Below are 26897 nucleotides of genomic sequence, written 5' to 3'. Positions count from 1 at the left end.
CGGAAGCTAAGCCTTACAGCGCCGATGGTACTGCAGGGGGGACCCTGTGGGAGAGTAGGACGCCGCCGAACAAATTGTGTGAGAACCCCTGTACCATTTATTCGGTACAGGGGTTTTCTGCGTTTAGGCTCGACGGTATGCGCTATGATCTCGTGATCTTCGACAACGACGGTGTCCTCGTCGACAGTGAGCCGATCTCCAACCGGCTGCTGGCCGGCTATCTGACCGAGCTGGGGCATCCGACCTCCTACGAGGAGTCCCTCCGTGACTACATGGGTTCCGCGATGCACCGCGTCCACGATCTCGTCGAGGAGCGCACCGGGGAGCGGTTGCCGGACGACTTCGACGATGTCTTTCACGCGCGGGTGTTCGCCGCGTTCGAGCGGGAGTTGAAGCCGGTCACCGGGGCCGTCGAGGTGCTGGAGCGGCTGGTCGCGGACGGGGTGCCGTACTGCGTGGCGTCGTCCGGGAGCCATGAGCGGATTCGGGTGGGGCATCGGACGACGGGGCTGGACGCGTGGTTCGAGGACGAGAGGGTCTTCAGCTCCGAGGACGTGGGGCGGGGGAAGCCGGCGCCGGATCTCTTCCTGTACGCGGCCGAGCGGATGGGTGTGGCGCCGGAGCGCTGTGTCGTCGTCGAGGACAGTCCGCTGGGGGTGCGGGCGGCTGTTGCCGCGGGGATGGACGTGTACGGGTTCACTGCCATGACTCCCGCTGAGCGGCTGGTGGGGGTCACTCAACTCTTCGGTGACATGGGGCAGTTGGTTGACCTGCTGGAATGACCCCGGGCAGCGTCCGGGCGCTGACATTTGTCATGCCTAGCTCCGGACGATCGGTTCTACTGGCGGGTCGGGTCCTCGCGGGAAGCTGAGGGCATGACGACGAACACGGGCTCCCTGAAGAAGAACTTCGCGCCGCTCCTCATGGACGTGGCGGTGCCGATCGGGTCGTACTACCTGCTCAAGAGTGCGTTCGGGATGAGCACGGTGGCGGCGCTGGGGTGGAGCAGTGTCGTGCCGGCGGTGCGGACCGTGTGGGGGGTCGTCGCCGAGCGGACGATCAACGCCTTCGCCGCGTTGATCCTGTTCGTGAACGTGGTCGGGCTGCTGCTCAGCTTCGTGGCCGGGGACCCGCGGCTGATGCTCGCGAAGGACAGCGGGGTCAGCAGTGCCGTAGGGATCGGGATCCTGGTGTCCGTGGTGATCGGGAAGCCGATGATGACCGCCGGGATGAAGCCCTTCCTGGTGAAGGGGGACCCGGCGCGGGATGCCGCGTTCGAGCGGCTGCTGAGTGGCTCGGCGGCTTTTCAGCGGGCCGAGCGGCGGTTCTCGCTGGTGTGGGGTGTGATGTTGCTCGCGGAGTGCGTCGCGCGGATCGTCGGTGTGTACACGCTGCCCGTGGACACCATGGTGTGGCTCGGCACGGTCGTGATGATCGGCACGATCGCCGTGACGTCCGTGATCAGTGGCGGTGTCGCCGTGGGGCCGATGGCGGAGATGATCGAGGCGGAGCTGAAGGCGTCGGAGGCGCCCGCACCTGCGGTGATGCCCTCGCTGGCCGTCGCTCGGTAAAGCTGAGCGGAATTCATCTTTGGCTGGATCTACCCACGAGTACGCCGGGGCCCTTACGCTCGCCGCCATGACAGATGTGCTGCGGCGCGGTAGGGCCTCTTTGGCGTTCAGCTTCTTCGCTCAGGGCGCCACCTTCGCGCTGCTCGTGACGCGCATCCCGGCGATCCAGGACCGGTACGGGGTCTCGGACGGGCTGCTGCCCGTCTTCCTCGCCGCCGTGCCGATCCTCGCCGGCGTGGGCAGCGTCACCACCGAGCAGTTGGTGAAGCGAATACGGCCCAGCGTGCTGCTGCGCTGGTCCCAGCCGGTGGTCCTGCTGGCGCTGCTCGGCGTCGGGGCGGGCGACAGCATGGCCGAACTGGCCGTCTCCCTCGGTGTGTTCGGGCTCGCCGTGGGTGCGCTGGACGCCTCGATGAACATGCTCGGGGTGAGCCTGCAGTGGACGTACGGGCGCAGCATCATGCTGAGTTTCCATGCCGCGTACAGCCTGGGCGGGATCGTGGGGGCCTCGCTGGCGTGGGCCGGGGCGCACTGGCATCTCGCGCTGTGGATGTCGTATCTGCCGGTCGTGGTGGTGTTGCTGCCCGCCGCGCTGGTGGGGAGCCGGTGGTACGTCGACGGGGGTGCGCCGGGGAGTGAGGCGGAGGGCACGGAGGCCGGGCCGCTGGTCTTCAAGCTGCTGCTGCCGCTGTGCCTGGTGATGACCTTCGCCTACATCGGGGACTCGACCGTCTCCAACTGGAGCGCCAAGTACCTGAAGGACGTGCTGGGCAGTTCGGAGCAGGTGGCGACCGTCCCGTACAACGTCTACATGGTGATGTGCCTGCTCGGGCGGGGGATCGGGGACCTCGGGGTGCGGCGGTTCGGGGCCGTGGCCGTCGTACGTCTCGGGGCGGTGGTGGCCGCGCTGGGGTTCGCCGTGGTGGCCGTGGCGCCGGGGGCCGGGGTCGGGATGCTCGGGTTCACGTTGCTGGGGCTCGGGTTGTGCGTGCTGGTGCCGCAGACGTTCGCGGCGGCCGGGCGGCTGTTCCCGGGGGCTTCGGACACGGCCATCGCCCGCCTCAATGTGTTCAACTACGTCGGCTTCCTGATCGGTTCGCCGTTGGTGGGGGCGCTGGGCGACGCCTGGAGCTACCGCGGGGCGATGCTCGTGCCGATGGTGTTGGTGCTGGTGACGTTGGTGTACGCCCGCTCGTTCGCGCCCCAGGCGGGCCGGTACGGTGACGGGCATGAGCGGGCGCGCACAGCTGATGTGGGACGAGGCAGTAACGGGCTATGACTTCGGCCGGGACCATCCGATGGATCCCGTCCGGCTCGCCCTGACCCGGAGACTCGTCGACGCCTTCGGGCTCGACAAGGACCTGGACGTCGTCGCGGCGAAGCCCGCCGGTGACTCGACGTTGCGGCTGGTCCACCGGGAGGACTACGTCGAGGCGGTGAAGGCGGCCTCGGCGGATCCGGACTCGGCGGACGGGTCGTACGGGCTCGGGACCACGGACGATCCTGCCTTCGCCGGGATGCACGAGGTGTCGGCGTTGATCGCCGGGCAGTCCGTGGGAGCCGCCGAGGCGGTGTGGAGCGGGGACGTCCTGCACGCCGTGAACTTCTCCGGCGGGCTGCATCACGCGATGCCCGGGTCCGCGTCGGGGTTCTGCGTCTACAACGACGCCTCGCTGGCTATCGCCCGGCTGCTGGAGCTGGGGGCGGAGCGGGTCGCCTACGTCGACGTCGACGTGCATCACGGGGACGGGGTCCAGGCGGCGTTCTGGGAGGACCCCCGGGTGCTGACGATCTCCCTGCACGAGCATCCGCGGACCCTGTTTCCGCAGACCGGGTGGCCCGAGGAGACCGGGGGCGGGGCGGGGGAGGGGGCCGCGGTCAACGTGGCGTTGCCCGCGGGGACCGGGGACGCGGGGTGGTTGCGGGCGTTCCACGCCGTCGTGCCGGAGCTGATCGCGGACTTCCGGCCGCAGGTGCTGGTCTCGCAGCACGGTGCGGATACGCACTTCGAGGATCCGCTGGCGCATCTCGCGGTGTCGCTGGACGCGCAGCGGGCCGTGCAGGTCGCGTGTCATGAGCTGGCGCACGAGTACGCGGACGGGAAGTGGGTCGCGCTCGGTGGGGGTGGTTATGCCGTGGTGGAGGTCGTGCCGCGGTCGTGGACGCATCTCGTCGCGATCGCCGCGGGGCGGGAGATTCTGCCGGAGGCGATGATCCCTGCGGGGTGGCGGCAGGAGGTGTTCGCTCGGACGCGGGAGTTGGGGCCGCAGCGGATGACTGATGGGCGGTGGCCGGTGGGCTACGCCGACTGGGAGTCGGGGTATGACCCTGCGGATCGGCTGGATCAGGCGGTGTTGGCGGCTCGGCGGGCGGTGTTTCCGTTGCGGGGGTTGTTGGCGTAGGTGGGGTGAGTGGTTGTGCGGGTGGGGGAGCGGGTGGGTGAGCGTAGGTGAGGGTGGCGGTGGTTGTGCGGTGCGGGTGAGTGGGGGTGGCTGTTCCTGGGGGCTGCGCCCCCAGACCCCCGTCGGCCCTGAAGGGGCCTCGTCCTCAAACGCCGGACGGGCTGAATAATTCCGGCCGCGGTTTGGAGGGTGCCGGAGACGGGTCCTCCGCGCACCGCCCTCGGTGTCGATTCCCGTGTCAGGTCGGCTGCGGTGGCCTTCTCTGTCGTCGGCCTGTCACCGGTGTTACGCCAACTGCGCGGTGTTTCCGGGGTTTTCGCGGTGGGCGGTCGCCGGGTCCGTCACCATCGGGCTCGTGTTGAGCACCGGCGCCCTCCGCGCCCATCTGCTGGCCGCCCGGCTGGCCGGACCCGTGGCCACCTCGCGGGAGGAGAGCCTGCGGAGTTATCGCGCCTTCGCGGCCCGCGACCCCCGGGTGTTGATCGGGCTCGATCCCGAATGGACGTGGGGGCAGCGGGACTTGATCGGGCTGATGGCGGACAAGTGTGGGGTTTCGGCCGACCCGGCGCACACTTCCGGGCATGATGTGATCGATCCGGGACGGACTCTGGCCGCGTTGGACGCCTTCGCCGACCGGGTGGGCGCGGTGGCGCAGCGCAGCGGGGCGGTGCTTCTCGGTACCGGGCATCCGCATCGGCTGCTTGAGTTCTACGCCTCGTTGGCGGACGCCTTGTCGGCGGCGGGATGTGCTGTTCTCACCCCGGCGCAGGGTCACTGTGTCGACATAACGACCCAGTTCGGTCTACGCACCTACAACCTTGACTACGTACAGGGCGTCGCGCTGGTCCGTGAACCGGGGCCCGAACACTCCGGGCGTGAGCCGGGCGCACACACGCACTCGCCGCTGCCGGTTCGGATCGTGCTGGGTGCGGCGGCGGAGGCCGGCGGGACGCTTCCGGAGCTGGTGATCGGGGACCACGGATGGGTCTGCGGAGCAGGTCAGCTGGGGTTCGAGGCCATTGGGCTCGCGGATACCGACGACCCCGCGCTGTTCGTGGGTGAGGCCGAGGGATCGGTGTCCGTGGCCGTTCCACTTGATGACGCGGTGCGGTCCGATTACTACCGTCCGCTCACCCGCTACGTACTCAATCGAGCGTGTCTGTCACAGTAGGCCGCCGATGGGTGCACCTCTTCCCCACTCGCATCACACGCCCCTACATTGGGGAGTGAGCACGCAACGACGAAGAGTCACCGGAAGGGGAAGCCGGTGACCGTCGAGTGCGGAAGGTTCAGGTGTGTCATGGCTGCAGCTGGCGAGAGGCCTCTGAACGAGGTTCAGTTCCTTACCGTGGCGGAGGTCGCCTCGGTGATGCGAGTGTCGAAGATGACCGTGTACCGGCTGGTGCACAGCGGTCATCTGCCCGCTATCAGGGTGGGGCGGTCCTTCCGCGTCCCCGAGCAAGCGGTACACGAGTACCTTCGCGAGAGTTATGTGGGGGTGGAGACGGCCTGAGGCGACACCTCGATTACGACCTCAGCGCTCGGACGGGTAGGCTGGCCCCTTGTAGGTCGTATGGGCCCATGATGCCCAGCACCGAGTGATGAGAAGTGAGCGAGGGTAGTCGTGGGCTCTGTTATCAAGAAGCGGCGCAAGCGGATGGCTAAGAAGAAGCACCGCAAGCTGCTGAAGCGCACGCGCGTTCAGCGTCGTAACAAGAAGTAGGCGACGCGGCGCCGCGAGAGCGTCTCCTGTGGCCCCCCACCGCATGCGGTGGGGGGCCACAGTTATGTCCGATGCCATGTCCGACCGCGCCGTTCGCGGGTACTCGGAATGTCGTCGGTCGGGCGGTCATCACAGCGCAACACCCAACCGCTAGGTTGGCCGCACACGGGTAACTCAGAAGGAAGGCGCTGATCTTGGGGAAGGTCGTGCTCGTGACCGGAGTGGCCCGTCAGCTGGGGGGCCGGTTCGTACGACGGATCCAGCGTGACCCGCAGGTGGACCGGGTGATCGCGGTGGACGCGGTCGCGCCCGGGCATCATCTGGGCGGCGCGGAGTTCATCCAGGCCGACATCCGGCAGCCCACCATCGCGCGCGTGCTCGCCGAGTCGGGCGCCGACACGGTCGTCCACATGGACGTGACGGGCACCGCCCTGGGCAGCGGCAGCCGGACCACGGTCAAGGAGACCAACGTCATCGGCACCATGCAGCTGCTGGGCGCCTGCCAGAAGTCGCCGGTCGTGCAGCGCCTGGTGGTGAAGTCCAGCACCAACGTCTACGGGTCCGCGCCGCGTGATCCCGCCGTGTTCACCGAGGGAACCCCGCCGAAGTCCCTGCCGAGCGGCGGCTTCGCGAAGGACACGGTCGAGGTCGAGGGATATGTGCGCGGCTTCGCCCGCCGCCGGCCCGATGTCGCCGTGTGCGTGCTGCGGTTCGCCAACATCCTTGGTCCTACGGCGGATTCGCCGCTCGCGTCGTACTTCTCGCTGCCGGTCCTGCCGACGGTGTTCGGCTACGACCCGCGGCTCCAGTTCGTGCACGAGGACGACGTCATCGACGTGCTGCGGATCGCCTCGCACGACCCGGAGCGGGGCACGCTCAACAGCGGCACCTTCAACATCGCCGGGGACGGCGTCCTGCTGCTCTCCCAGTGCTCCCGGCGCCTGGGCCGCCCGACCGTGCCGCTGCTGCTGCCGGCGGTCACCTGGGCCGGTTCCCTGGTGCGTACGCTGGGGATGTCGGACTTCTCCCCGGAACAGATCCGGCTGCTCACCCACGGCCGGGTCGTGTCGACGGTCCAGATGCGCGAGACGCTGGGGTACAGGCCGAAGTACACGACCGCCGAGACCTTCGCCGACTTCGCGCGGAGCCAGGGCCCGGGGCTGCTGCCACCGGAGGCCGTGGCGGGTGGCCTCGACCGGCTCGCCGCGCTGTCCCGGCCGGACAGCGGCCGTCCCCCGACGCCGAGCGCCAACTGAGGAGCGCATCAACGATGGCTGATGCCAAGGTCATTCCGTTCGACGACGACCGGTCCCGCGCGAACGGCGTGCAGCGGCCGCAGCGGCGCCGGAGCCCGGGGATCCGGCGCAAGAACGGCGAGTCCGCGCCGGTCCATGAGGTCCAGCCCCTGCCGGGTGTGGCCGCCGGGCAGGATGATGTTCCTGTGACACGCGAGGAACAGGAGCCGGAGCAGCCGCACGACGAGGGAGTCCAAGGCGTCCAGGGCGCGCAGAGCGGTCTGGAGCGCCGGATCGCCCACGGCCTGTCGTTCCTGCGCCGCCGGCTCACCGGGGACTACGAGGTCGACGACTTCGGCTACGACGAGGAGCTGACCGACCAGGTCCTGATGTCGGTGCTGCGCCCGCTGTACGAGAAGTACTTCCGGGTCGAGGTCAAGGGCATCGAGAACATCCCGGCCGAGGGCGGGGCACTGATCGTCGCCAACCACTCCGGGACGCTGCCGCTGGACGGGCTGATGATGCAGGTCGCCGTCCACGACAACCACCCCGCGGGCCGCCATCTCCGCCTCCTGGCGGCCGACCTGGTGTTCATGCTGCCGGTCGCCAACGAACTCGCCCGCAAGGCCGGGCACACCCTCGCGTGCGCGGAGGACGCGGAACGGCTGCTGGGCCGGGGCGAGTTGGTCGGGGTGATGCCGGAGGGCTTCAAGGGCATCGGCAAGCCGTTCAGCGAGCGCTACAAGCTTCAGCGGTTCGGCCGCGGCGGCTTCGTCTCCACAGCCCTGCGCAAGGGCACGCCGATCATCCCGTGCTCGATCGTGGGCGCGGAGGAGATCTACCCGATGATCGGCAACTCCAAGACGCTGGCCCGGGTTCTGGGCTTCCCGTACTTCCCGATCACCCCGACGTTTCCGTGGCTCGGGCCTCTCGGCGCGATCCCGTTGCCGACGAAGTGGACGATTCAGTTCGGTGAGCCGATCCCCACGGACGGCTATCCGCCGGAGGCCGCGGAGGATCCGATGCTGATGTTCAATCTCACGGACCAGGTGCGGGAGCAGATCCAGCACACGCTGTACAAGCTGCTGGTGCAGCGGCGGTCGGTGTTCTTCTAGCTTTCCCGTGCGCGGGTGGCTCCGCCGGTTCCGTGGGGTTTTTGGGTGCGGGGCGGTGGGGCTGGCTGCGCGGTTCCTCGCGCCCCTTTGAAGCGGGCGGGGTTTTTGGCTGCGGGTCGGTGAGGTGCTGGTCGCGCAGTTCCCCGCGCCCCTTTGAGGCGGCGGGGTTCTTGGCTGCGGGCCGGTGGGCGCTCCTCCTGGGAGGGGCGCCCGGGGCTTTACCGGCGGAGCTAGTTCGCGTCCTCGCTGTCGATGCCCAGGCCGGGCAGGAGGCCCGGGAGGAGTGGCGGCAGGGTGACGTCGGGCTCGGGGATCGACGGCTTGTTCGCGGACGGCGACTCCGTGCCGGAGGTCTTCGGCGGGTCCAGGAGGCCGCCCGTGCTGCCGCCGAGGAGGCCCTCGCCGGAGCCGGCGGACTCGCTGGGGGTGCTGGAGTGGCTGGTCTCCGCGGAGCCGTCCGGCGCGCTCGGTGTGGTGGAGCGGCGGGTGTCGCTCTTGCCGCCTCCCGTGGACGGAGTCCCCGGTGCGCGGTGCCTGCCGGTGCCGGGGGCCGTGGAGGGCGGCTGGGGGAGCAGGGACTGCAGCGGGGCGACCTCTTCGTCTATGGCGTCGAAGACCGAGGAGACCTGGTCGCTGACGTCGCCGAGCTGGACGGGGAGGCGGTCGCGCAGGGCGCCCCAGGCCTCGCGGTGCGAGCGGGAGAACGCGGAGAGGGCCTGGATGGGGCCCAGCGAGTTCGGGTCCTGCTCGTACGCCTCGTGCAGCAGGCGGTGGCCCTCGGACGCGTCGTGCGTCATCCCGGCGAGCGTGCGGCGGATCTCGCCGAGCTGCTCGTGGTCGAGGTGTCCGCCGCGGTCCCGCTCGATCAGCCGGCGTGCCTCGCTCAGGCGGTTGGACGCCTGGTCGAGGTAGGCCACACCGCGCTGGTCGTCGCCGTCGGACAGGTAGTTGAGCTTGAAGTCCTCGATGCCGCGCTTCAGGCCGTAGAGCGAGTCGCCGGGCAGGGCGCCCGAGCTCGCCGCGGCCACTCCGCCGAAGGCGCCCGCGGCGACCCCGACGCTCAGTCCGCCGGCCGCGAGGCCCTTGGTGAGCCGGGAGCGCGGTCGCAGCTTGCCCAGACCGGTGGCCCGGTGCGCGCCCTTGGACCGGGGGGAACGCTGTTCCGGTACCGAAGGTCCTGGTGCCTCGCCCCCTTGCAGCATGGCCTCGAAGGCGGCGACCAGCTGGGCCCGCTGGACGACTTTGACCTCGGGGTCCAGCACGGGTTGGGGCAGCTCGCCCAGACCGGCGGCGAAGGCCAGCATGCGGCCCTGCTCGGTCTGTTCCGCAGCAGCCGGGGTGGCCGGAGCCGGTCCTTCGGACTGCTCGGCCGCCGTACCCCGGTCGGACTGCTCCTCATCCAGGGCCTGGGCGAAGGCGTTCGCCCGCCGGTGCGCCGATACGTTCGCGATCACTGGCGGCACCTCCTCTCGTCATGACGGTCGACTCCCCAGGGGGTCCTGAGGGTTGCACCTCCTGACCGCATCCACACGATCGAGTGATCGGAGAGGGTCGGGGTGTGACCACAGGGAGCCTGTATCCCGCACAACGAGTGGCGCGGCACTTGGGTTACGGACGACGGATGATCCGACCGCGAACTCAACGGACTTTCACTGAGCGCGAGTTGGGCGTCACCGAGCGTGTGCGGTCAGCGGGCGTCGTCCGGGAGGAGTCGTGCGAGCGTGCGCACGGCCCGGTACTGGAGGGTCTTGATCGCGCCCTCGTTCTTGCCCATCACCCGGGCGGTCTCCGCGACGGAGAGGCCCTGGAGGAAGCGGAGTGTGACGCACTCCTGCTGCTGCGGGTTGAGTCGGCGCACGGCGTCGAGCAGCGCGGCGTTCGACAGGGACTCCAGGACGGAGTCCTCGGGGGAGCGCTCGACCTCGTTGGCGTCGAGCATCTCGCCGGTGGTCACTTCCAGCCGGAAGCGGCTCGACTTGAAGTGGTCGGCGACGAGGTTGCGGGCGATGGTCACCAGCCAGGCGCCGAAATCCCGACCCTGATAGGTGAACGTGCCGATGCGGCGCAGGGCGCGCAGAAAGGTCTCGCTGGTGAGGTCCTCGGCGGTGGCTTTGCCTCCCACTCGGTAGTAGATGTACCGGTACACGGTGTCGCTGTACTGGTCGTAGAGGCGGCCGAAGGCGTCGGCTTCGCCGGCCTGGGCGCGCTCCACGAGGTCCATCATCCGGCCGCTGTCGCTGTCAGCGGCCGGACGGCGTGCGGTGGCGGCACCGGCCGCGCGCCCTCTTCTGCCGACGGCCGCGCCGCCGTCGGCCAGTGCGTAGCACGGGCCTACGGGTGCGGTGGTGGCGAAGGCGGCGGGGACGGCGTACGCGGTGGGGACGAAGCCGCGCAACAGGTCTTGGACCGTTGCGCGCAGCGTAGCCAGGCCCGAGGCGTCAACCCCGACGTGTGGGTACACGGGACTCCCAGAGGCAGAGCTTCCATCACGTGCAGTACCGGAACATTCACCCGTCGTAGCGACGGAGGGGTACCGGATTGCGTCTGAGGAGAATAACGCTTCGTGCAGGCGCTGCTACACCCAGTTGCTCAAATCATCGATTACGTCGCTTCCGTAACCGGTTGGCGCCCGATCAAGTACCGCAGAGTGACCGGTTGTTGATCAGAACGGTCCGAATTCAGTCAGGGACCGGGGCGTGTTGTGGCCGTGTGCAGCCAACGTGACTGGACAGGCGGTTACGCGGGTAAGACCCGTGGATTGGCTGTGTTTACCGCGTCACCGGCGTCGGCGATGCAATGCGATCGCCGCGGCCGTGCCGCCCGCCACCGCGCCCACGCCGGCCGCCGCCGGGATGCCGACCTTGGCCGCCTTGCGGGCCGTGCGGTAGTCGCGCAGCCGCCAGTCCAGCTCGCGCGCGTGCTTGCGCAGCTTGGAGTCCGGGTTGATGGCGTAGGGGTGGCCGACCAGCGAGAGCATCGGGATGTCGTTGTGGCTGTCGCTGTACGCGGCGCAGCGGGACAGGTCCAGGCCCTCCGCCGCCGCCAACGCCCGTACCGCTTCGGCCTTCGCGGGGCCGTGCAGGGGTTCGCCGACCAGTTTGCCGGTGTAGACGCCGTCGACGGACTCGGCGACCGTGCCGAGCGCGCCGGTGAGGCCGAGGCGGCGGGCGATCACGTTGGCGATCTCCACCGGGGCCGCTGTGACGAGCCACACCTTCTGGCCCGCGGCGAGGTGTGCCTCGGCGAGGGCGCGGGTGCCGGGCCAGATGCGCTCGGCCATGTACTCGTCGTAGATCTCCTCGCCGATCGACTGGAGTTCGGCGACGCGGTGGCCCTTGACGATGGACAGTGCGGAGTCGCGCGCCTCCTGCATGTGCTCGGGGTCCTCGGAGCCGGCCAGCCTGAACCACGCCTGCTGCCAGGCGAACCGGGCGAGGTCGCGGGTCTCGAAGAACTTCCGCTTGTACAGGCCGCGGCCGAAGTGGAAGATCGACGCGCCCTGCATGACGGTGTTGTCCAGATCGAAGAACGCGGCCGCTCTGTCGTCGCCGAGGACCGGGAACTCCGGTTCCTCCGCCGCTTTCTCCTCCGCGAGGGCGTCCTGTATGTCCTGGGCGTCCTGCGACGACTTGCGCGCTGCCTCCGCAGAGGCCTCGCCTGCCAACACGCTCCGCGCCGTGGCGGAGCGCCTACGGGGAGTGAGCCATCCGAGAGCGGCCATGTCGTGAGCATAGCCAGTTTGTTCGGTGGTTCCGGAGCCGAGAGGTTCGGAGGCTGTGAACTCTCCGCGACCGGGCCGTTAAAGAAGTGCACCGGTGGCGCGAGAATGGTGTGCATGAGTCATCTCGTCACCCTCATCCGCAAGCCCGGCTGTCATCTGTGCGAGGACGCGCAGCTCGTCGTGGAGAAGGTCTGCGCCGATCTCGGGGTCCCCTGGGAACAGAAGGACATCACCGAGGACCAGCGCCTGCACGACGCGTACTGGGAGCAGATTCCGGTCGTCCTGATCGATGGTGAACAGCACACCTTCTGGCGGGTGGACGAGGGCCGTCTGCGCCGGGAACTGACCAAGTAGTTCAACGCGCACCCGAACGTCGCTTAGGATCGACGGCGGTTTGGTCTCGGGGGCGGGAATTACGAGGAGTGTGGCGGTTTTGCCCCCTGGAATACCGGGCGTGACCCCGGTCACGTTGGCCGGGCAAATCGGACACCATCTTTGTGCACGCGTTCACAAAGACATAGCCTGCTTCCGACGGGGCGGTCTGGGTACGTGTGACCGCCCACAGCCCCGCTCTACCCGCAGGAGCACCGTGGCAACTGGCCGAACTCACCGACCGGCGACCCGTAGCCGAGGGATTCCCGAGGCCACCGTCGCCCGTCTTCCGCTGTACCTCCGCGCGCTGACCGGACTCTCGGAGCGCTCGGTGCCCACGGTCTCCTCCGAGGAGCTCGCGGCCGCCGCCGGGGTCAACTCCGCGAAGCTGCGCAAGGACTTCTCGTACCTGGGCTCCTACGGCACCCGCGGTGTGGGCTACGACGTCGAGTATCTCGTCTACCAGATCTCCCGCGAGCTGGGCCTCACCCAGGACTGGCCGGTCGTGATCGTCGGTATCGGAAACCTCGGCGCCGCCCTCGCCAACTACGGCGGGTTCGCCTCCCGCGGCTTCCGGGTCGCCGCCCTCATCGACGCCGACCCGGCGATGGCCGGCAAGCCCGTCGCGGGCATCCCGGTGCAGCACTCGGACGAGCTGGAAAAGATCATCAGCGACAACGGCGTCTCCATCGGCGTCATCGCGACCCCCGCCGGTGCCGCCCAGCCCGTCTGCGACCGTCTCGTGGCCGCCGGTGTCACGTCCATCCTGAACTTCGCGCCGACCGTGCTGACCGTCCCGGACGGTGTCGACGTCCGCAAGGTCGACCTCTCGATCGAGCTGCAGATCCTCGCCTTCCACGAGCAGCGCAAGGCCGGTGAGGAGGCCGCCAACCAGGCGGCGCACCCGGCCGACGCGCGCCGCGGTGACTCCGCCGAGCAGGGCCCTGACGGGGACGTCCCCGCCGTGATGCCGGCATGAGTCTCCTCGTCGTCGGCCTGAGCCACCGCAGCGCGCCGGTCAGTCTCCTGGAGCGGGCCACGCTCACCGCGGACGCCCAGGTCAAGCTCCTCCAGGACACGGTGGCCGCCGAACCGGCCGCCGAGGCCGCGGTGCTGGCCACCTGCAACCGCATCGAGCTCTACGCCGACGTGGACAAGTTCCACGCGGGCGTCGCGGAGCTGTCCACGCTGCTCGCCCAGCACAGCGGCGTCGGCCTGGACGAGCTCACTCCTTATCTCTATGTGCACTACGAGGACCGGGCCGTCCACCACCTCTTCTCGGTGGCCTGCGGCCTCGACTCGATGGTCGTCGGCGAGGGCCAGATCCTCGGCCAGATCAAGGACTCCCTCGCCAAGGCGCAGGAACTGCACTCCGCCGGGCGGCTGTTGAACGACCTGTTCCAGCAGGCCCTGCGGGTCGGCAAGCGCGCCCACTCCGAGACCGGCATCGACCGCGCGGGCCAGTCCCTGGTCACCTTCGGTCTTCAACAGCTGTCCTCCGGCACGGCGGTCGAGGACTGGGCCAGGGGGAAACGCGCCCTGGTCATCGGCGCCGGCTCCATGTCGTCGCTGGCCGCCGCGACCCTCGCGCGTGCCGGGGTCGCCGAGATCGTCGTCGCCAACCGCACCGCCGACCGCGCCGAGCGGCTCGCCCAGATCATCACCGACAGCCCCGAAACGGACGTGTCCGCCCGCGCGGTACCGATGGACTCGGTGCCGTTCGAGCTGACACGTGCCGATGTCGCCGTGTCCTGCACGGGCGCGACGGGCCTGGTCCTGACGGCCGACGCGGTCGCCGAGGCCGTGGCGGGCCGGGTGCCCCAGGACGCCACCGCCGGACCCGCGGCCCTCGTGGACGACGTACGCGAAGAGCTTCCGCCGACGTCCGTCGGGGCCGAGGACGGGTGTCCGCTGGACCTGTCCGCGGTGCAGGGGGCGAGCGGCTTCTCCGTGATGGGGGAGGCCGCCGTGGCCGGGATGGACGCGGCGACGCTGGAGCAGCACGCGGCCTGGGCCGGTGGCACGGCCCTCGACCGGCGCGAGGCGGCCCGGCGGACGCCGGAGGCCGAGGCGGAGCTCATCGCCGGACTCGCCGCCATGGCCGCGACCGTCGGACGCATCCCCGAGCGGCGCAGGCCCGAGCCCGTGGCCCACATCCCGCGCCCCGCACCGGCGCTGTCGCTCCTCGACCTCGCGATGCCGAGGGACGTCGACGCGGCCGTGCACCGGCTGGCCGGAGTGCGGCTGGTCGACATCGAATCGCTCGCGGACGCCTCGGCAGACGCTCCGATGGCGGCCGACGTGGACGCGGTCCGGCGTATCGTCTCCGACGAGGTCGCGGCCTTCGGGGCAGCCCAGCGGGCCGCGCACATCACGCCGACCGTGGTCGCCCTGCGTGCCATGGCCGCCGAGGTCGTCGCGGGTGAGATCGCCCGGCTCGACGGACGGCTGCCCGGCCTCGACGACAAGCACCGCGCGGAGATCACCCAGACCGTGCGCCGTGTCGTCGACAAGCTGCTGCACGCGCCGACCGTGCGGGTCAAGCAGCTCGCGGCCGAGCCCGGCGGCGCCGGGTACGCGGACGCGCTGCGCACCCTGTTCGACCTCGACCAGGAGACGGTGGCCTCCGTCTCCACGGCCCGACAAGACTCTGAGCACGAGAACAGCAAGAACCGAGGGCCAGTATGAGTAAGCAGGCACTGAGACTCGGGACCAGGCGGAGCAGACTTGCCCTGGCCCAGTCCGGGTTGGTGGCGGACGCCGTGAGCCAGGTGACCGGACGGCCCGTCGAGCTCGTGGAGATCACCACCTACGGCGACACCTCCCGCGAGCACCTCGCTCAGATCGGCGGCACCGGGGTCTTCGTGACCGCGCTGCGGGACGCGCTGCTCGGTGGTGAGGTCGACTTCGCGGTTCATTCGCTGAAGGACCTGCCGACCACGCAGCCCGACGAGCTGGCGCTCGCCGCCGTCCCCGAGCGCGAGGACCCGCGGGACGTGATCGTCGCCCGGGACGCCCTGAAGTTCACCGACCTGCCCCGCGGGGCGCGCATCGGTACGGGCTCCCCCCGCCGCACGGCCCAGCTGAACGCGTACGCGCGCAGCCACGGGCTCGACATCGAGACGGTCCCGATCCGCGGGAACATCGACACCCGCGTCGGCTTCGTGCGGGACGGTGAGCTGGACGCCGTGGTCCTCGCCGCCGCCGGACTCAGCCGGATCGGCCGGATCGACGAAGTGACCGACTTCCTGTCGGTCGACACGATTTTGCCCGCCCCCGGCCAGGGGGCCCTGGCGATCGAGTGTGCCGCGGACAACGCGGACCTGATCGCGGCGCTCGGTGAACTCGACGACCCGCTCACCCGGGTCGCCGTGACCGCCGAACGGTCCCTGCTCGCCGCCCTGGAGGCCGGCTGTTCCGCCCCTGTGGGCGCGCTCGCCGACCTTCTGGCCGACGGGCAGATTGTCAAGGAAATGCGCCTGCGCGGAATAGTCGGCACGACCGACGGTTCGCGTACGGTGCAGCTGTCCACCACCGGTCCCGTGCCCGAGACGCATGACCAAGCGCTGACGCTCGGTCGCGACCTCGCCGCCGAGATGCTCGCCCAGGGCGCGGCCGGTCTGATGGGGGAGCAAGCCAAGTGAGCCCCACCACTCTTCCCGCCGCCGGTCCTGAACACGGGCACGTCACCTTCCTGGGTGCCGGACCCGGAGATCCGGGACTGCTCACTCTGCGCGCCGTGGAGGCGCTGTCGAGCGCGGACGTCCTCGTCGCCGAGCACGAGGTGCTCGACGTCGTCCGTGCGCACGCCCGACCCGGTGTGGCCGTCGTGCATCCGGACGCGGGTCCTTCTTCGGACTCGCTCCCGGGCACAGGCACGCCTCAACTAACGGTTGTTGACGGCGCGTCAACGACCGTTGGCCTACCCGCCGTGCGGGATGCGGCACATCTTGTCATGGAGGCCGCGCGGGGCGGCAGGCGGGTCGTGCGTGCGGTGTCCGGGGACCCCGGACTAGATACGTACGCCGCCGAGGAAATGCTCGCCTGCGTCGCCGCGGGTGTTCCCTTCGAGGTCGTGCCCGGTGTCGCCGCGGCCGTCGGCGTGCCCGCGTACGCCGGTGTCCCGCTGCGGGACGCGCAGGGCGCGGACGTCCGGTTCGTGGACGCCCGTACGGCCTCGGACCGGTGCTGGACGGAGGTCGGGGCGTCGGACGGCACGGTCGTCGTGTCCACCTCCCTGGACTCCGTGGCCGCGGCGGCCGGTGAGCTGGTGGCCGCGGGCCGTAAGCCGGACACGCCCCTGACCGTCACGGTGGCTGGTACGACCACTCGTCAGCGGACCTGGTCCGCGACCCTCGGGACGATCGCGCAGACGCTGAAGCAGGCGAAGGTGCTGCCGTCCCCCGACGGCGGCCGGCCGGTGATAGCCGTGGTCGGTGAGCGGTCCGCCGCCGCGCAGCGCGACCAGTTGTCGTGGTTCGAGTCCAAGCCGCTGTTCGGCTGGAAGGTCCTCGTGCCGCGTACGAAGGAGCAGGCGGCGTCGCTCTCCGACCAACTCCGGTCCTACGGCGCCGTACCGCACGAGGTGCCGACGATCGCCGTCGAGCCGCCGCGGACGCCGCAGCAGATGGAGCGGGCGGTCAAGGGGCTCGTCACCGGGCGGTACGAGTGGATCGCCTTCACCTCGGTGAACGCGGTCAAGGCCGTGCGGGAGAAGTTCGAGGAGTACGGGCTGGACGCGCGTGCGTTCGCCGGGATCAAGGTCGCCGCGGTGGGGGAGCAGACCGCGAACGCGCTGATCGCCTTCGGGGTGAAGCCGGATCTGGTGCCGAGCGGGGAGCAGTCCGCGGCCGGGCTGCTGGAGGACTGGCCGCCGTACGACCCCGTCTTCGATCCGATCGACCGGGTGTTCCTGCCGCGGGCCGACATCGCCACGGAGACGCTGGTCGCCGGGCTGATCGAGCTCGGGTGGGAGGTGGACGACGTGACCGCGTACCGGACCGTGCGGGCGTCGCCGCCGCCGGCGGACACGCGGGAGGCGATCAAGGGGGGTGGCTTCGACGCCGTTCTCTTCACGTCGTCCTCCACGGTGCGCAACCTGGTGGGGATCGCCGGGAAGCCGCACAACGTGACCGTGATCGCCTGTATCGGGCCCGCCACGGCGAAAACCGCCGAGGAGCACGGGCTGCGGGTGGACGTGATGGCTCCGGAGCCGTCCGTGCACAAGCTGGCCGAGGCGTTGGCGAACTTCGGGCTCCGTCGGCGGGCCGCGGCTCAGGAGGCGGGGGATCCTGTGACCCGGCCCAGTGAGCGGCGGCCGGGTGCGCGGCGGCGGCGGACCACCACCTGAGGTCGCGTTCGCGGTTGCGGTGAGTGGGGGCGGGCGTCCGTGGGGCGCTGCGCCCCCACACTCCCGCTTCGGCCCCGAAAGGGCCTCGTCCTCAATCGCCGGACGGGCTGGATCGTGCCGACCTGTGCTGAAAAGGTCACCGACTGATCACCGACTCACCGTCGGCAAAGGCGTCCCCGGGCCGGGCGTAGCGTAGACGTCATGACGACGTACGGATCCTTTCCCGGCTCGCGCCCCCGGCGGCTGCGGACCAGCCCCGTCATGCGGCGGATGGTCGCCGAGACCCGGCTGCACCCGGCCGACTTCATCCTTCCCGCGTTCGTGCGGGAGGGGGTTTCCGAGCCGGTGCCGATCGGGGCCATGCCCGGGGTCGTGCAGCACAGCCGGGACAGTCTGAAGAAGGCCGCCGCCGAGGCCGTCGCGGCGGGGATCTCCGGGATCATGCTGTTCGGGGTGCCCGAGGAGTCCAAGAAGGACGCTCTGGGGACCGCGGGGACCGATCCTGACGGGATTCTGCAGGTGGCTCTGCGCGATGTGCGGGCCGAGGTCGGGGACGAGCTGCTCGTGATGTCCGATCTGTGTCTGGACGAGACCACCGACCACGGTCACTGCGGGGTGCTGGACGAGCAGGGGCGCGTCGACAACGACGCCACTCTTGAGCGGTACGCGGAGATGGCCCAGGTGCAGGCGGATGCCGGGGCCCATGTCGTCGGGCCCAGCGGGATGATGGACGGGCAGATCGGGGTCGTCCGGGACGCGCTCGACCAGATCGGGCGGGAGGACGTGGCGATCCTCGCGTACACCGTGAAGTACGCGTCCGCGTTCTTCGGGCCGTTCCGTGAGGCCGTCGGTTCCTCGCTCAAGGGGGACCGCAGGACGTACCAGCAGGACCCGGCCAACGCCCGTGAGTCCATGCGGGAGTTGGCGCTCGACCTGGAGGAGGGGGCCGACATGGTGATGGTCAAGCCGGCCGGGCCCTATCTCGACATCCTCGCCAAGGTCGCCGAGAGCGTGGACGTGCCCGTCGCCGCCTACCAGATCTCCGGCGAGTACTCGATGATCGAGGCCGCCGCCGAGAAGGGCTGGATCGACCGGGACCAGGCGATCTTCGAGGCTCTCACCGGGATCAAGCGGGCCGGGGCGCAGAACATCCTCACGTACTGGGCGGTGGAGGCGGCGCAGAAGCTCCGCTGAACTCCCGGGGCTCAGCCGGTCGTTCGTGACCCTGCTGAACTCCCGTCAACAGGCAACGCTTCGAGATCGTTCCGGCGTCGGGGTGGTCTCGGTCCGGCGGCCGGAACGTGTCCTGGCGTGAAATCGACGGTTGGTGTGGGTGGTTCTGACCCCAAATGGCCTTCCTCGTCCGGCACTTATACGGATTTGACGCGTGCGCATCACGGTCCATACCTTCTGCGCCTGGCCTGATCCGTTCCGGACGGTCTGGAATGTCGATCCCTGGGGGACACCATGAGCTGGTTCATCGAGGTGCTGAAGAAGTACGCGGTATTCAGCGGGCGCGCGCGCCGCAAGGAGTACTGGATGTTCGCGCTGTTCGCGGCGATCATCGCGATCGTCCTGGGCATCATCGGCGTGGCGATCAAGTTCCCGTACCTCGTGGTCCTCTTCTACCTGGCGATCCTGCTGCCCGGCCTGGGCGTCACCGTCCGCCGGCTGCACGACACGGGCCGCTCGGGCGGCTGGTTCTTCATCTCGTTCGTCCCGTTCGTCGGCGGCATCATCCTGCTGGTCTTCACCTGCTCGGACAGCCAGCCCGGCGTCAACCAGTACGGCCCGAACCCGAAGGAGATCGACGGCGTTCCGACGCACGTCTGATCGCACGCGTCACCGAGGGCCCGTCAGGGCGTCGACCCCGTCGAGGTGGGGGTCACGCCCGACGGGCCCTCGTCGCGTACGCCCGTGCCGTCCTTGCAGCCCGACAGCAGCAGCGCGGCGAGCACGGCCGCCGTCGCGGCCAGCACGCGGACGCGGGTGCGGGTGAGCGGGCGGGTGCGGGTGCGGGTGCGGGTGGTGCGGGCCGGCATGGGTCCCCCTGTGGAAGCGAAGCGTCGTCAGGTGCAGCTTGGGCGGTGGGGCGGGCCCGGGTCCACGGCTGTCGGCGGATCCGGGACGCCGGGGCCGTCCCGCCCGCGCTGACCTGCGGGGACGCCGGTCCGCGCAGGCACGTCGTGGGACGCCGGGAAGAGGGCCGGGGGCCGCGGGCCGGACTTGGGCACCATCAAGTCCCGGCGGGGGTTAGGTTGTTGGCCATTGCTCCTGCTGCCTTTCGTACGACCACTCTTCTGGGAGACGCGGATGCCCGGTGACGCCCTCAGCCAAGACCCCGCCGAGCTGAGAAGGAGGATCGACTCCACCAAGGCCCACCCCGCCCGGGTCTACGACGTCTTCCTCGGCGGCAAGGACAACTACCCGGTCGACCGCGAGGCCGCCGCCGCGGCGCTCGCCGCCAACCCCCGCGGCTACCTCGACGTACGGCACAACCGGGACTTCATGCGCCGCGCGGTCACCCGGCTGTCGCAGGAGCACGGGGTCCGCCAGTTCCTCGACATCGGCACCGGGCTGCCCACCGCGGAGAACGTGCACCAGATCGCCCAGGACATCGACCCCGAGGCGCGGATCGTCTACGTCGACAACGACCCGGTGGTCCTCGCGCACGCCCGCGCCCTGCTCACCAGCACCCCCGAGGGGCGCACGGACTACATCGACGCCGATCTGCGCCGCCCGGCCGACATCCTCGAACAGGCCGCCAAGACGCTCGACTTCAGCCGGCCGGTGGCCCTGCTGCTGGTGGCGATCCTGCACTTCGTCGAGGACGAGGAGGCCTACCCGCTGGTGCGTGAGCTGGTGGACGTGCTGCCGTCCGGCAGCCACCTGGTGCTCAGCCACCTCACCGACGAGATGCACCCGGTCCCGGCCCGCGCGGTCCAGCGGACCTACACGGAGCGGGGGTTCACCTTCGTGTTCCGGAACAGGGACGAGGTCGAGCGGTTCTTCACCGAGACCCCGGACGTCACCCTGGACGAGCCCGGTGTGCTCCCGGTGCACAAGTGGCACCCCGGTCCCGCGCCCGCGCCGGCGGCGGTCGAACAGGCGTACTTCGAGAGCCTCGACGACATCGAGAAGATCACCTACCGGGACATCAACGATGTGACGGACGACGACATCAACGTCTACGGGGCGACCGGCACGAAGGCCTGAGCGCGGGGGCCTGTCCGGATCGCGGAAACCCGCTTGTATACGGCACGTACCTTCCTACGCTGTCCGCCATGACCGTCACCGAGACACCCGCCGTCCCCCTGCCCCCGCTCGCCGCGCGCGCCCGTGCGATCGGGGGGTCGCCGGTGCGGGACATCCTCGCCGTGACCGCCCGCCCCGAGGTGATCAACTTCGCGGGCGGGCTCCCGGCCCCCGAACTCTTCGACGCCGCCGGGATCGCCGCCGCGTATCAGGCGGTGCTCACGCAGACGCCCGCGCGGGCGCTCCAGTACGCCACGACCGAGGGCGAGCCGGTGCTGCGTACCGCCCTGGCCGCGCGGACCTCGGCCCGCGGGCTGGCCACCGGTGCCGACGACCTGCTCGTCACCACCGGTTCGCAGCAGGCGCTCTCGCTGCTCGCGACGGCACTGCTGGAGCCGGGGGACGTGGTCCTGGTCGAACAGCCCTGTTATCTGGCGGCACTTCAGGTCTTCGCGTTCGCCGGTGCGCGGATCGTCGCCGTGCCGGGTGACGCGGCCGGCGTCGATCCCGAGGCGCTGGACGAACTCGTCGGGCGGGAGCGGCCGAAGCTGTTCTACACCGTGCCCACCTTCCAGAACCCGACCGGCCGCACGCTGCCCGCCGACCGCCGGGCGGCCGTCGCCGAGGTCGCCGCGCGGCGCGGGCTGTGGATCGTGGAGGACGATCCGTACGGCGAACTCCGCTTCGAGGGCGAGCGGTTGCCGTGGATCGCGGCCCAGGAGGGCGCGGCGGACCGCACGGTCCTGCTCGGCTCCTTCTCCAAGGTGATGGCCCCCGGCCTGCGGCTGGGCTGGCTGCGGGCGCCGAGTGACCTGCTGCGGGCCTGCGTCGTCGCCAAGCAGGCCGCCGATCTGCACACCCCGACCGTCAACCAGCTCGCCGCCGCGCGGTACTTGGCGGACAACGACCTCGACGCGCATGTGGCCCGCGTCGCGTCCGTGTACCGGGACCGGCGCGACGCCATGCTCGCGGGCCTGCCCGACTCCCTTCCCGAGGGGTCGAGCTGGGAGCGTCCCGAGGGCGGCATGTTCCTGTGGGCGCGGCTCCCGGAGTCGTACGACACGACGGAACTGCTGGCGCGGGTGGTGCGCCAGGACGTCGCCTACGTCCCGGGTGCGCCCTTCTACGCCGGGGAGGCCGAGCGTTCGACGATGCGGCTGTGCTTCGTGACGCAGACGCCGGGGGAGATCCGGGAGGGACTCCGGAGGCTGGGGGCGGGACTCGCGGGCTGACCTGGTGACCTGATGGGGGGATTCCAACTCGCCGCGGTGCGCTTATGGTTGCCGCAGGGCTCGAACACAGAGACCCCGAATCGGTGAATCCCCTTGGAAACGCACCGAGTTGACCCCTGGGAGGAAATGGCCATGGCACCGGTGCTCGTCGGACGTGAAGGTCTGCTGGCGGGAGAGCGCATCCCGATCGTCGACACCCGGGTCACGTTCGGGCGCAACGCGGGGAACACGGTGGTCATCGCCAGCCCGAGCGTCTCCCGCTTCCACGCGGAGATCGTCTTCGACCAGGACGCCGGATACGTCCTGCGCGACTGCGACAGCAGCAACGGCACGCAGGTCAACGGCGAGGAGGTCGAGGCACGGCTGCTCCAGCCCGGCGACGAGATCACCATCGGGGACCAGGAGTTCCGCTTCGAGGTCGCCGACGCCATGCAGACCCTGATGGCGCTCAACCTGCCCCGCTCGGTGACCCACCCGGAGGAGAGCGACGAGGGGTCCGTGCTGCGGGTCACCGTCGTGGGCGGCGGCCCCGTCGGCCTGTCCATGGCCCTGCTGCTGGAGCACTTCCTCGGCGCGCAGGTCAGGATCACCGTCTACGAGGGCCGCTGGCGCAAGGCCGGCCGTGCCGTGGCCTGGAAGGGCGCGGAGGAGGGCAACGTGCGCCGCCAGCAGGTGGTGACCGTGCAGAGCCGGCAGTACCTCGCGTGGCCGCAGTACGTGCAGGACCGGCTCTTCGACCCCGAGCACTACACCGAGATGTGGCCCTCGGGCCCGGACTCGATCGGCGACCACCACCCGCGCAACATGCGGATCGCCTACATCGAGGACACCCTGCTGGAGCTGGCGAACGAGAAGCGGGACCGCATACGGCTCATCCCCGCCAAGTTCGACCCGGCGGAACAGCGCGACGAACTCGCCACCCAGCACGTCCTGGCGATCTGCGACGGCGGCCGGTCGCGCACCCGGGAGCACTTCGCCGCCCGCTTCGGCAAGGCCGACGAGTCCATCTACTCCCTCGACGGCGTCCATCTGCGGGACGTGGTCCTCGGGCTGAGGGTGAAGTCGGAACTGCCCGACCCCATGGCCATCCTGCTGACGGTCGCCCAGAACCGGTTCCTGCTCAACTCGCTGCGCGGCGAGGGCTTCCTCAACATGCGACTCACCGACACCGAGTTGACCGAGGTCATCGGCATCGACCCGGTCCGCCGGGTGTTCGAGGAGTGCATCGCCTCCCGCCCGTGCCTGATGGACCGCGACGAGCACGGCGACTTCCAGTGCGCGACCCACGGCACGCTGTTCCTGCCCGCGCTCATCAAGGGCTCCCCCCTGTGGAAGCGCGTGCACGAGGGCCTGCGGCTCTTCGACGTCTCCGCCCAGGACCTGAGCGCGGTCACCAGCTTCCGCCTCGACATGGTGCAACGCCCGCGCTTCTCCGCCGAGTTGCTGCCCCCGACCGTCAGCTCGCCCGGCACCTACGGCTTCCTCCTCGGCGACGCGGCCAACTCCATCCACTTCTGGCCGGGCCGGGGCCTCAACAGCGGCCTGGCGTCGGCGATTTCGCTGGCCCGCTCGCTCAACAGCGCCTGGAACGGCCGCCCGTTCCGGGACGCCGACTTCCTGCGGCACGAGGCGGCCATGTCGATGCTCCAGTACCGGCACAAGAGCCGCGCGTGGAAGGCGATGGTCACCACCGACGACCAGGGCGTCACCTGGGCGATCAAGGACATCATCGACCACGGCATCGACGGCATCGCGGAGGAGCCCGACCGCGAGGCGGACACGGCCACCCTGCTGGCCCGCATGGGCGCCATCCGCGACCGCCTCGCCCCGCGCCTCCCCGGCATGCCGGACGACGAGGCCATCCTCGAACGCCTCAACACCCTGGAGTCCCGCACCCTGCGCATGCTCGTCCTCAGCGGCGCGTGGGACACCCTGACGATGGGCGGCGAGGAGGTCGACATCGATATCTTCTACGGCCCCGACTCGACGGCGGCGGCCGCGGCGGTGGAGGCGCTGGAACCGGCGACCCAGCAGTGAGCGGGTCCGCCCGGTGACGGCGGGGTTCGTCCGGTGATTTCGTAGGCTGGAGGCATGGCAGACAGCGACGCCCTCGACCTGGACGAATACCTCGCGCACATCGGTGCGGAGGGAGCGCGGCGGCCCGACGCGGAGACGCTGCGGGCCGTGCACCTCGCCCATATGCGCGGCATCCCGTTCGAGAACCTGGACGCGCTGCGGCGTACCGCTCCCTCCCTCGAACTGCCGGACCTGGCGGCCAAGTTGCTGCGGGGTCCGCGCGGCGGCTACTGCTACGAGCAGAACACGCTGCTGGCCGCCGCGCTGCGGGCACTCGGGTTCGGCGTGACCCTGCTGACGGCGCGGGTCATGGTCGGCACCGACCGGATCGAGAGCCGCCCGCGCACCCACATGGCGCTGCTCGTCGAGGTGCCGGGCGAACCGCGGCCCTACCTGGCCGACGTCGGGTTCGGGGCGATCGGGGCGCTGCTGGAACCGGTGCCGCTGGTGACCGGCGAGGAGTTCGAGGGCGCGGGACGCCGGCACCGGCTGGTCCAGGCGCCGCATCGGGGACCGCTGGAGCTGTGGGAGCTGGAGGCGTACACGGGCGGGAAGGACGGCGGCTCCTGGCAGACGCAGTACGCCTTCACCCTGGACCCCTTCGAGCACGTCGACTTCGACGTCATCAACTGGCACATCGCCACGAACCCGCGCTCCCCCTTCACCCAGCGTCTGTACGTCCAGCGCGTCACCCCCGAACGCCATGTCCTGCTGCACGGACGCGTGCTGACCGAGACATGGGCCGACGGACGGGTCCACAAGCGGGAGTTGGCGGACGAGGGGGAGGCGCGGCTGGTGCTGGAGGAGGAGTTCGGGATCGAGGCGCCGGACGGGATGCGGCTGCTCAGCTGATCCGGGACGGCCGGGCCGGGCGGGTCAGTCCCACCAGAAGGACCACACCCGCTGGCCGAGCACCTCGTGCCGGGCGTACGCGTGCAGCGTTCCGTGGTGGCCCTGGGTGATGTTGTCCGGGCAGAAGGCGAAGTGCTCGGCGGCGATCTCCTCGGCCTCCTCCGGGGTCGTCGGCGGGGCCGCAACCGACAGCACCAGCCGGTCGTAGGCGAGGGCCACGACGCGTATTCCGAAGCGGTCCTCCCAGGAACGCAGGACCGCGCAGAGCAGGCCCGTGTCGCTCTCGTGGTTCGCGGCGCCGATCCAGCCGATCGCCGCCGGGATGTCGGCGCTGCGGCGGGCCGGCACGAGGGCGAGGCGCGGGTCCTTGAGCCAACTGCCGCCGTCCGCGAGGGAGTCGGCGACCTCGGCGGCCCGCGCGTCCGGATCGGCGACCAGGGTGAGCGGTTCGGCGAGACCGGGCCACTCGTCATCCTCCGAGGCGTACGCCTCCCAGAGCTCGCCCAGCACCTCGTCGGCGTCGTGATCCCCGGGATACGACAGCTCGTACGGGCTCAACTCCCAGTCCCGCGGCCCGCCGTGGCCCCCGTCCACGTCCAGCAGCACCGGCAGCAGCCCGGTGCTCCGCGCGGCCCGCAGCGCGGCCCAGGCTCCCGGCCGCGCCGTCTCACCCGCACACCACAACAACGGTTCGTCCGCGGGGCCTTCGGCGGTCGCGTCGATCAGACTCCCGGCAGGGAGCTCAAGCCCGAGCGAGGTGCCGCTCGGATCGGCCGCCAGCTTGGGCAGCGGGTTGGGAAGAGTCGCCATGCCGTGACTCTAGAGGCGACCACTGACACTCAGCGCGTCGCGGTGAACGCGGCCCAGGCGGCGGGGGTGAGTTGGAGGGTGGGGCCGGTGTGTTCGGGGTTCTTGGAGTCGCGGATGTGGATGGTGTGGGGGCAGGTGGCGACCTCGACGCATTGGCCGCCCTCACTGCTGCTGTAGCTCGACTTCCGCCAGGAGTAGGCGACTTCGAGGCACTGGCCGCCCTCCTCGCTGCTGTAGCTCGACTTGAACCACTGAAGTGCCGCGCTCATCACTCTCCTAGCAGACGGTCCAGCAGGCTTTGGGAGTCCTCGATGGTGAGGGCCTGCGTTCGCAGCATCGCATATTTGCGGGTCAGGGCGGACAGTTCATCCGGGTCCGAGACCCACTGACTGCCACGCTGCGACTCGGTGTAGGCGAGGTGCTGGTGGTCCGGTGTCTCCAGGAGCGTGAAGGAACCGGCGGCCCCCGCGTGAGAGGTGCGGTTCAGCGGGTGGATCTGGAGGGTCAGGCCCGGGACTTCGGAGTACTCGCGCAGCGCGCGCAGTTGGTCGAGGTGCGTCTCGCGACCTCCGTTGGGCCACAGCAGTGCGGGTTCCCAGACCACGAAGCTCATCGTCGGCGGCACCTTGCGGTGCATGATCTCCTGGCGGCTGAGTCGCCCTGCGAGCTTTGTCTCCAACTCCTCCTCGTCGTACGCGGGAAGCCGACTGCTGAGCAGTGCGCGGGCGTACGTCTCGGTCTGGAGCAGGCCCGGGACCACCAAGGCGTCGTACCAGGACAGGGCGATGGCATCCCGCTCGTGCAGCATGTACTCCTCTGCGAAGAGCGGGAACTGGTCGATCTCCGGCAGGTTCTCGACCCCCGCCTCCAACGTGCCCTTGGTGTCGAGAATGACGTCCAGCGTCCTGGCAAGGTCCGGCATCAGGCGGCGCCGCCCCTGCTCGACCGACGCGATCGTCTCCTCGTCGACCAACGCCTGTTCCGCCAGCTGGCGTTGGGTGTGACCGGCCGCCCTGCGCGCCGCCTGGAGTTGTTTGCCCAGCATCCGCATCGTCGAGCGGTTCTTCTTGGAGTTCATGCTGTGGTGCTCCCCCTGTCCACCCGTTCCGGACCCCGTGCGGACCCGTACTCCGCCCGTACAAAATCGAGAACAGGGCTCACGCGCTGTCAACAGTAGTCACGC

General features: G+C 70.2%; 27 protein-coding genes. 20 read left to right on the top strand and 7 right to left on the bottom strand.

Features of this window, described 5'->3' with window-relative positions; genetic code table 11:
* Window positions 1-137: 137 nt before the first annotated feature.
* The 9 genes from ACIPTO_RS41245 to ACIPTO_RS41205 all read left to right on the top strand — a co-directional run bounded on the left by ACIPTO_RS41245 (window position 138) and on the right by ACIPTO_RS41205 (window position 8046).
* Window positions 138-782 carry an HAD family hydrolase gene (locus ACIPTO_RS41245; RefSeq protein ID WP_401200662.1) on the top strand — a complete coding sequence of 215 codons (645 nt, stop codon included), beginning with the start codon at window positions 138-140 and terminating at the stop codon, window positions 780-782.
* 93 nt (window positions 783-875) lie between these two features.
* Window positions 876-1571 (top strand): VC0807 family protein, encoded by a 696-nt coding sequence (locus ACIPTO_RS41240; RefSeq protein WP_401200660.1) that lies wholly within the window; start codon window positions 876-878, stop codon window positions 1569-1571.
* Between the two features lie 67 nt (window positions 1572-1638).
* Entirely contained in the window at window positions 1639-2850 is a 1212-nt protein-coding gene (locus ACIPTO_RS41235) for an MFS transporter (RefSeq protein ID WP_401200658.1), read from the top strand.
* Entirely contained in the window at window positions 2801-3973 is a 1173-nt protein-coding gene (locus ACIPTO_RS41230) for an acetoin utilization protein AcuC (RefSeq protein ID WP_401200656.1), read from the top strand. Before ACIPTO_RS41235 ends, ACIPTO_RS41230 begins: the two co-directional genes overlap by 50 nt.
* 355 nt (window positions 3974-4328) lie before the next feature.
* Window positions 4329-5144 carry a phosphatase gene (locus ACIPTO_RS41225; RefSeq protein ID WP_401200653.1) on the top strand — a complete coding sequence of 272 codons (816 nt, stop codon included), beginning with the start codon at window positions 4329-4331 and terminating at the stop codon, window positions 5142-5144.
* A 129-nt stretch (window positions 5145-5273) separates the two neighbouring features.
* Window positions 5274-5486, top strand: coding sequence for a helix-turn-helix domain-containing protein (locus ACIPTO_RS41220; protein WP_004984898.1), 213 nt, complete (start codon window positions 5274-5276; stop codon window positions 5484-5486).
* A gap of 111 nt (window positions 5487-5597) precedes the next feature.
* Window positions 5598-5696, top strand: a complete 99-nt coding sequence (locus tag ACIPTO_RS41215; protein ID WP_003948845.1) for a 30S ribosomal protein bS22 — start codon at window positions 5598-5600, stop codon at window positions 5694-5696.
* 194 nt (window positions 5697-5890) lie between these two features.
* Complete coding sequence (locus tag ACIPTO_RS41210) at window positions 5891-6952, top strand: NAD-dependent epimerase/dehydratase family protein (protein WP_366326938.1); 1062 nt, start codon at window positions 5891-5893, stop codon at window positions 6950-6952.
* Window positions 6953-6966: 14 nt separating this feature from the next.
* Window positions 6967-8046 (top strand): lysophospholipid acyltransferase family protein, encoded by a 1080-nt coding sequence (locus tag ACIPTO_RS41205; RefSeq protein ID WP_366326940.1) that lies wholly within the window; start codon window positions 6967-6969, stop codon window positions 8044-8046.
* 230 nt (window positions 8047-8276) lie between these two features.
* Here the strand turns inward: ACIPTO_RS41205 and ACIPTO_RS41200 are convergent, their stop codons facing one another.
* From ACIPTO_RS41200 to ACIPTO_RS41190, 3 genes are all read right to left on the bottom strand, one after another.
* Window positions 8277-9500, bottom strand: coding sequence for a DUF5667 domain-containing protein (locus ACIPTO_RS41200; protein WP_366326942.1), 1224 nt, complete (start codon window positions 9498-9500; stop codon window positions 8277-8279).
* Window positions 9501-9733: 233 nt separating this feature from the next.
* Window positions 9734-10507, bottom strand: a complete 774-nt coding sequence (locus ACIPTO_RS41195) for an ECF subfamily RNA polymerase sigma factor, BldN family (RefSeq protein WP_366326944.1) — start codon at window positions 10505-10507, stop codon at window positions 9734-9736.
* A gap of 315 nt (window positions 10508-10822) precedes the next feature.
* Window positions 10823-11767 carry an HAD-IB family hydrolase gene (locus tag ACIPTO_RS41190; RefSeq protein WP_366326946.1) on the bottom strand — a complete coding sequence of 315 codons (945 nt, stop codon included), beginning with the start codon at window positions 11765-11767 and terminating at the stop codon, window positions 10823-10825.
* A gap of 114 nt (window positions 11768-11881) precedes the next feature.
* Between ACIPTO_RS41190 and ACIPTO_RS41185 the strand changes: the two genes are divergently transcribed.
* The 7 genes from ACIPTO_RS41185 (at window position 11882) to ACIPTO_RS41155 (ending at window position 19322) form a co-directional block, all read left to right on the top strand.
* A complete protein-coding gene (locus ACIPTO_RS41185; RefSeq protein ID WP_266769718.1) occupies window positions 11882-12121 on the top strand; it encodes a glutaredoxin family protein in 240 nt (79 codons plus the stop codon).
* A gap of 235 nt (window positions 12122-12356) precedes the next feature.
* A complete protein-coding gene (locus ACIPTO_RS41180) occupies window positions 12357-13118 on the top strand; it encodes a redox-sensing transcriptional repressor Rex (protein ID WP_366326948.1) in 762 nt (253 codons plus the stop codon).
* Window positions 13115-14827 carry a glutamyl-tRNA reductase gene (locus tag ACIPTO_RS41175; protein WP_401200646.1) on the top strand — a complete coding sequence of 571 codons (1713 nt, stop codon included), beginning with the start codon at window positions 13115-13117 and terminating at the stop codon, window positions 14825-14827. Before ACIPTO_RS41180 ends, ACIPTO_RS41175 begins: the two co-directional genes overlap by 4 nt.
* Window positions 14824-15783, top strand: a complete 960-nt coding sequence (gene hemC / locus ACIPTO_RS41170; RefSeq protein ID WP_366326952.1) for a hydroxymethylbilane synthase — start codon at window positions 14824-14826, stop codon at window positions 15781-15783. Before ACIPTO_RS41175 ends, hemC begins: the two co-directional genes overlap by 4 nt.
* The gene (locus ACIPTO_RS41165; protein WP_401200643.1) at window positions 15780-17489 is read left to right on the top strand and encodes a uroporphyrinogen-III synthase; all 1710 of its coding nucleotides are present in this window, start codon (window positions 15780-15782) and stop codon (window positions 17487-17489) included. Before hemC ends, ACIPTO_RS41165 begins: the two co-directional genes overlap by 4 nt.
* A 201-nt stretch (window positions 17490-17690) precedes the next feature.
* Complete coding sequence (hemB, locus tag ACIPTO_RS41160; protein ID WP_366326956.1) at window positions 17691-18683, top strand: porphobilinogen synthase; 993 nt, start codon at window positions 17691-17693, stop codon at window positions 18681-18683.
* Between the two features lie 273 nt (window positions 18684-18956).
* Window positions 18957-19322, top strand: coding sequence for a DUF805 domain-containing protein (locus ACIPTO_RS41155; RefSeq protein WP_366326958.1), 366 nt, complete (start codon window positions 18957-18959; stop codon window positions 19320-19322).
* A 23-nt stretch (window positions 19323-19345) separates the two neighbouring features.
* Here ACIPTO_RS41155 and ACIPTO_RS41150 read toward each other — a convergent pair whose 3' ends face one another.
* The gene (locus ACIPTO_RS41150) at window positions 19346-19531 is read right to left on the bottom strand and encodes a hypothetical protein (protein ID WP_366326960.1); all 186 of its coding nucleotides are present in this window, start codon (window positions 19529-19531) and stop codon (window positions 19346-19348) included.
* A 271-nt stretch (window positions 19532-19802) separates the two neighbouring features.
* On the opposite strand from ACIPTO_RS41150, the gene ACIPTO_RS41145 reads away from it, so the two are divergent.
* The 4 genes from ACIPTO_RS41145 (at window position 19803) to ACIPTO_RS41130 (ending at window position 24904) form a co-directional block, all read left to right on the top strand.
* Window positions 19803-20705 (top strand): SAM-dependent methyltransferase, encoded by a 903-nt coding sequence (locus tag ACIPTO_RS41145; protein ID WP_366326962.1) that lies wholly within the window; start codon window positions 19803-19805, stop codon window positions 20703-20705.
* Window positions 20706-20773: 68 nt separating this feature from the next.
* On the top strand, window positions 20774-21976 hold the full coding sequence (locus ACIPTO_RS41140) for a PLP-dependent aminotransferase family protein (RefSeq protein ID WP_401200637.1): 1203 nt from the start codon (window positions 20774-20776) through the stop codon (window positions 21974-21976).
* Between the two features lie 132 nt (window positions 21977-22108).
* Window positions 22109-24013: an FHA domain-containing protein gene (locus ACIPTO_RS41135; protein ID WP_401200634.1), complete on the top strand. Its 1905-nt coding sequence runs from the start codon at window positions 22109-22111 to the stop codon at window positions 24011-24013.
* A gap of 54 nt (window positions 24014-24067) precedes the next feature.
* Window positions 24068-24904: an arylamine N-acetyltransferase gene (locus ACIPTO_RS41130; RefSeq protein ID WP_401200631.1), complete on the top strand. Its 837-nt coding sequence runs from the start codon at window positions 24068-24070 to the stop codon at window positions 24902-24904.
* Window positions 24905-24928: 24 nt separating this feature from the next.
* Here the strand turns inward: ACIPTO_RS41130 and ACIPTO_RS41125 are convergent, their stop codons facing one another.
* Genes ACIPTO_RS41125 through ACIPTO_RS41115 form a run of 3 tightly spaced genes read right to left on the bottom strand, consistent with a single transcriptional unit; the run spans window position 24929 to window position 26792 of the window.
* Window positions 24929-25714: a DUF4253 domain-containing protein gene (locus tag ACIPTO_RS41125; protein ID WP_401200629.1), complete on the bottom strand. Its 786-nt coding sequence runs from the start codon at window positions 25712-25714 to the stop codon at window positions 24929-24931.
* A gap of 29 nt (window positions 25715-25743) precedes the next feature.
* Window positions 25744-25983: a DUF397 domain-containing protein gene (locus tag ACIPTO_RS41120; RefSeq protein ID WP_366326972.1), complete on the bottom strand. Its 240-nt coding sequence runs from the start codon at window positions 25981-25983 to the stop codon at window positions 25744-25746.
* Complete coding sequence (locus ACIPTO_RS41115; protein ID WP_366326974.1) at window positions 25983-26792, bottom strand: helix-turn-helix transcriptional regulator; 810 nt, start codon at window positions 26790-26792, stop codon at window positions 25983-25985. The genes ACIPTO_RS41120 and ACIPTO_RS41115 overlap by 1 nt, the downstream gene beginning before the upstream one ends.
* Window positions 26793-26897: the final 105 nt, after the last annotated feature.

It is taken from the genome of Streptomyces sp. NPDC090083 (genome assembly GCF_044747445.1).
In the GTDB taxonomy this organism is placed as follows: Bacteria; Actinomycetota; Actinomycetes; order Streptomycetales; family Streptomycetaceae; genus Streptomyces.
This window is presented reverse-complemented; position numbering and strand designations above follow the sequence as displayed.

Coding starts and splice junctions, on each gene's coding strand:
- hemC (WP_366326952.1), top strand. CDS start 14,824: ATGAGTAAGCAGGCACTGAGACTCGGGACCAGGCGGAGCAGACTTGCC.
- ACIPTO_RS41135 (WP_401200634.1), top strand. CDS start 22,109: ATGGCACCGGTGCTCGTCGGACGTGAAGGTCTGCTGGCGGGAGAGCGC.
- ACIPTO_RS41145 (WP_366326962.1), top strand. CDS start 19,803: ATGCCCGGTGACGCCCTCAGCCAAGACCCCGCCGAGCTGAGAAGGAGG.
- ACIPTO_RS41220 (WP_004984898.1), top strand. CDS start 5,274: ATGGCTGCAGCTGGCGAGAGGCCTCTGAACGAGGTTCAGTTCCTTACC.
- ACIPTO_RS41155 (WP_366326958.1), top strand. CDS start 18,957: ATGAGCTGGTTCATCGAGGTGCTGAAGAAGTACGCGGTATTCAGCGGG.
- ACIPTO_RS41230 (WP_401200656.1), top strand. CDS start 2,801: ATGAGCGGGCGCGCACAGCTGATGTGGGACGAGGCAGTAACGGGCTAT.
- ACIPTO_RS41190 (WP_366326946.1), bottom strand. CDS start 11,767: ATGGCCGCTCTCGGATGGCTCACTCCCCGTAGGCGCTCCGCCACGGCG.
- ACIPTO_RS41130 (WP_401200631.1), top strand. CDS start 24,068: ATGGCAGACAGCGACGCCCTCGACCTGGACGAATACCTCGCGCACATC.
- ACIPTO_RS41205 (WP_366326940.1), top strand. CDS start 6,967: ATGGCTGATGCCAAGGTCATTCCGTTCGACGACGACCGGTCCCGCGCG.
- ACIPTO_RS41245 (WP_401200662.1), top strand. CDS start 138: ATGCGCTATGATCTCGTGATCTTCGACAACGACGGTGTCCTCGTCGAC.
- ACIPTO_RS41240 (WP_401200660.1), top strand. CDS start 876: ATGACGACGAACACGGGCTCCCTGAAGAAGAACTTCGCGCCGCTCCTC.
- ACIPTO_RS41185 (WP_266769718.1), top strand. CDS start 11,882: ATGAGTCATCTCGTCACCCTCATCCGCAAGCCCGGCTGTCATCTGTGC.
- ACIPTO_RS41125 (WP_401200629.1), bottom strand. CDS start 25,714: ATGGCGACTCTTCCCAACCCGCTGCCCAAGCTGGCGGCCGATCCGAGC.
- hemB (WP_366326956.1), top strand. CDS start 17,691: ATGACGACGTACGGATCCTTTCCCGGCTCGCGCCCCCGGCGGCTGCGG.
- ACIPTO_RS41115 (WP_366326974.1), bottom strand. CDS start 26,792: ATGAACTCCAAGAAGAACCGCTCGACGATGCGGATGCTGGGCAAACAA.
- ACIPTO_RS41150 (WP_366326960.1), bottom strand. CDS start 19,531: ATGCCGGCCCGCACCACCCGCACCCGCACCCGCACCCGCCCGCTCACC.
- ACIPTO_RS41120 (WP_366326972.1), bottom strand. CDS start 25,983: ATGAGCGCGGCACTTCAGTGGTTCAAGTCGAGCTACAGCAGCGAGGAG.
- ACIPTO_RS41140 (WP_401200637.1), top strand. CDS start 20,774: ATGACCGTCACCGAGACACCCGCCGTCCCCCTGCCCCCGCTCGCCGCG.
- ACIPTO_RS41175 (WP_401200646.1), top strand. CDS start 13,115: ATGAGTCTCCTCGTCGTCGGCCTGAGCCACCGCAGCGCGCCGGTCAGT.
- ACIPTO_RS41235 (WP_401200658.1), top strand. CDS start 1,639: ATGACAGATGTGCTGCGGCGCGGTAGGGCCTCTTTGGCGTTCAGCTTC.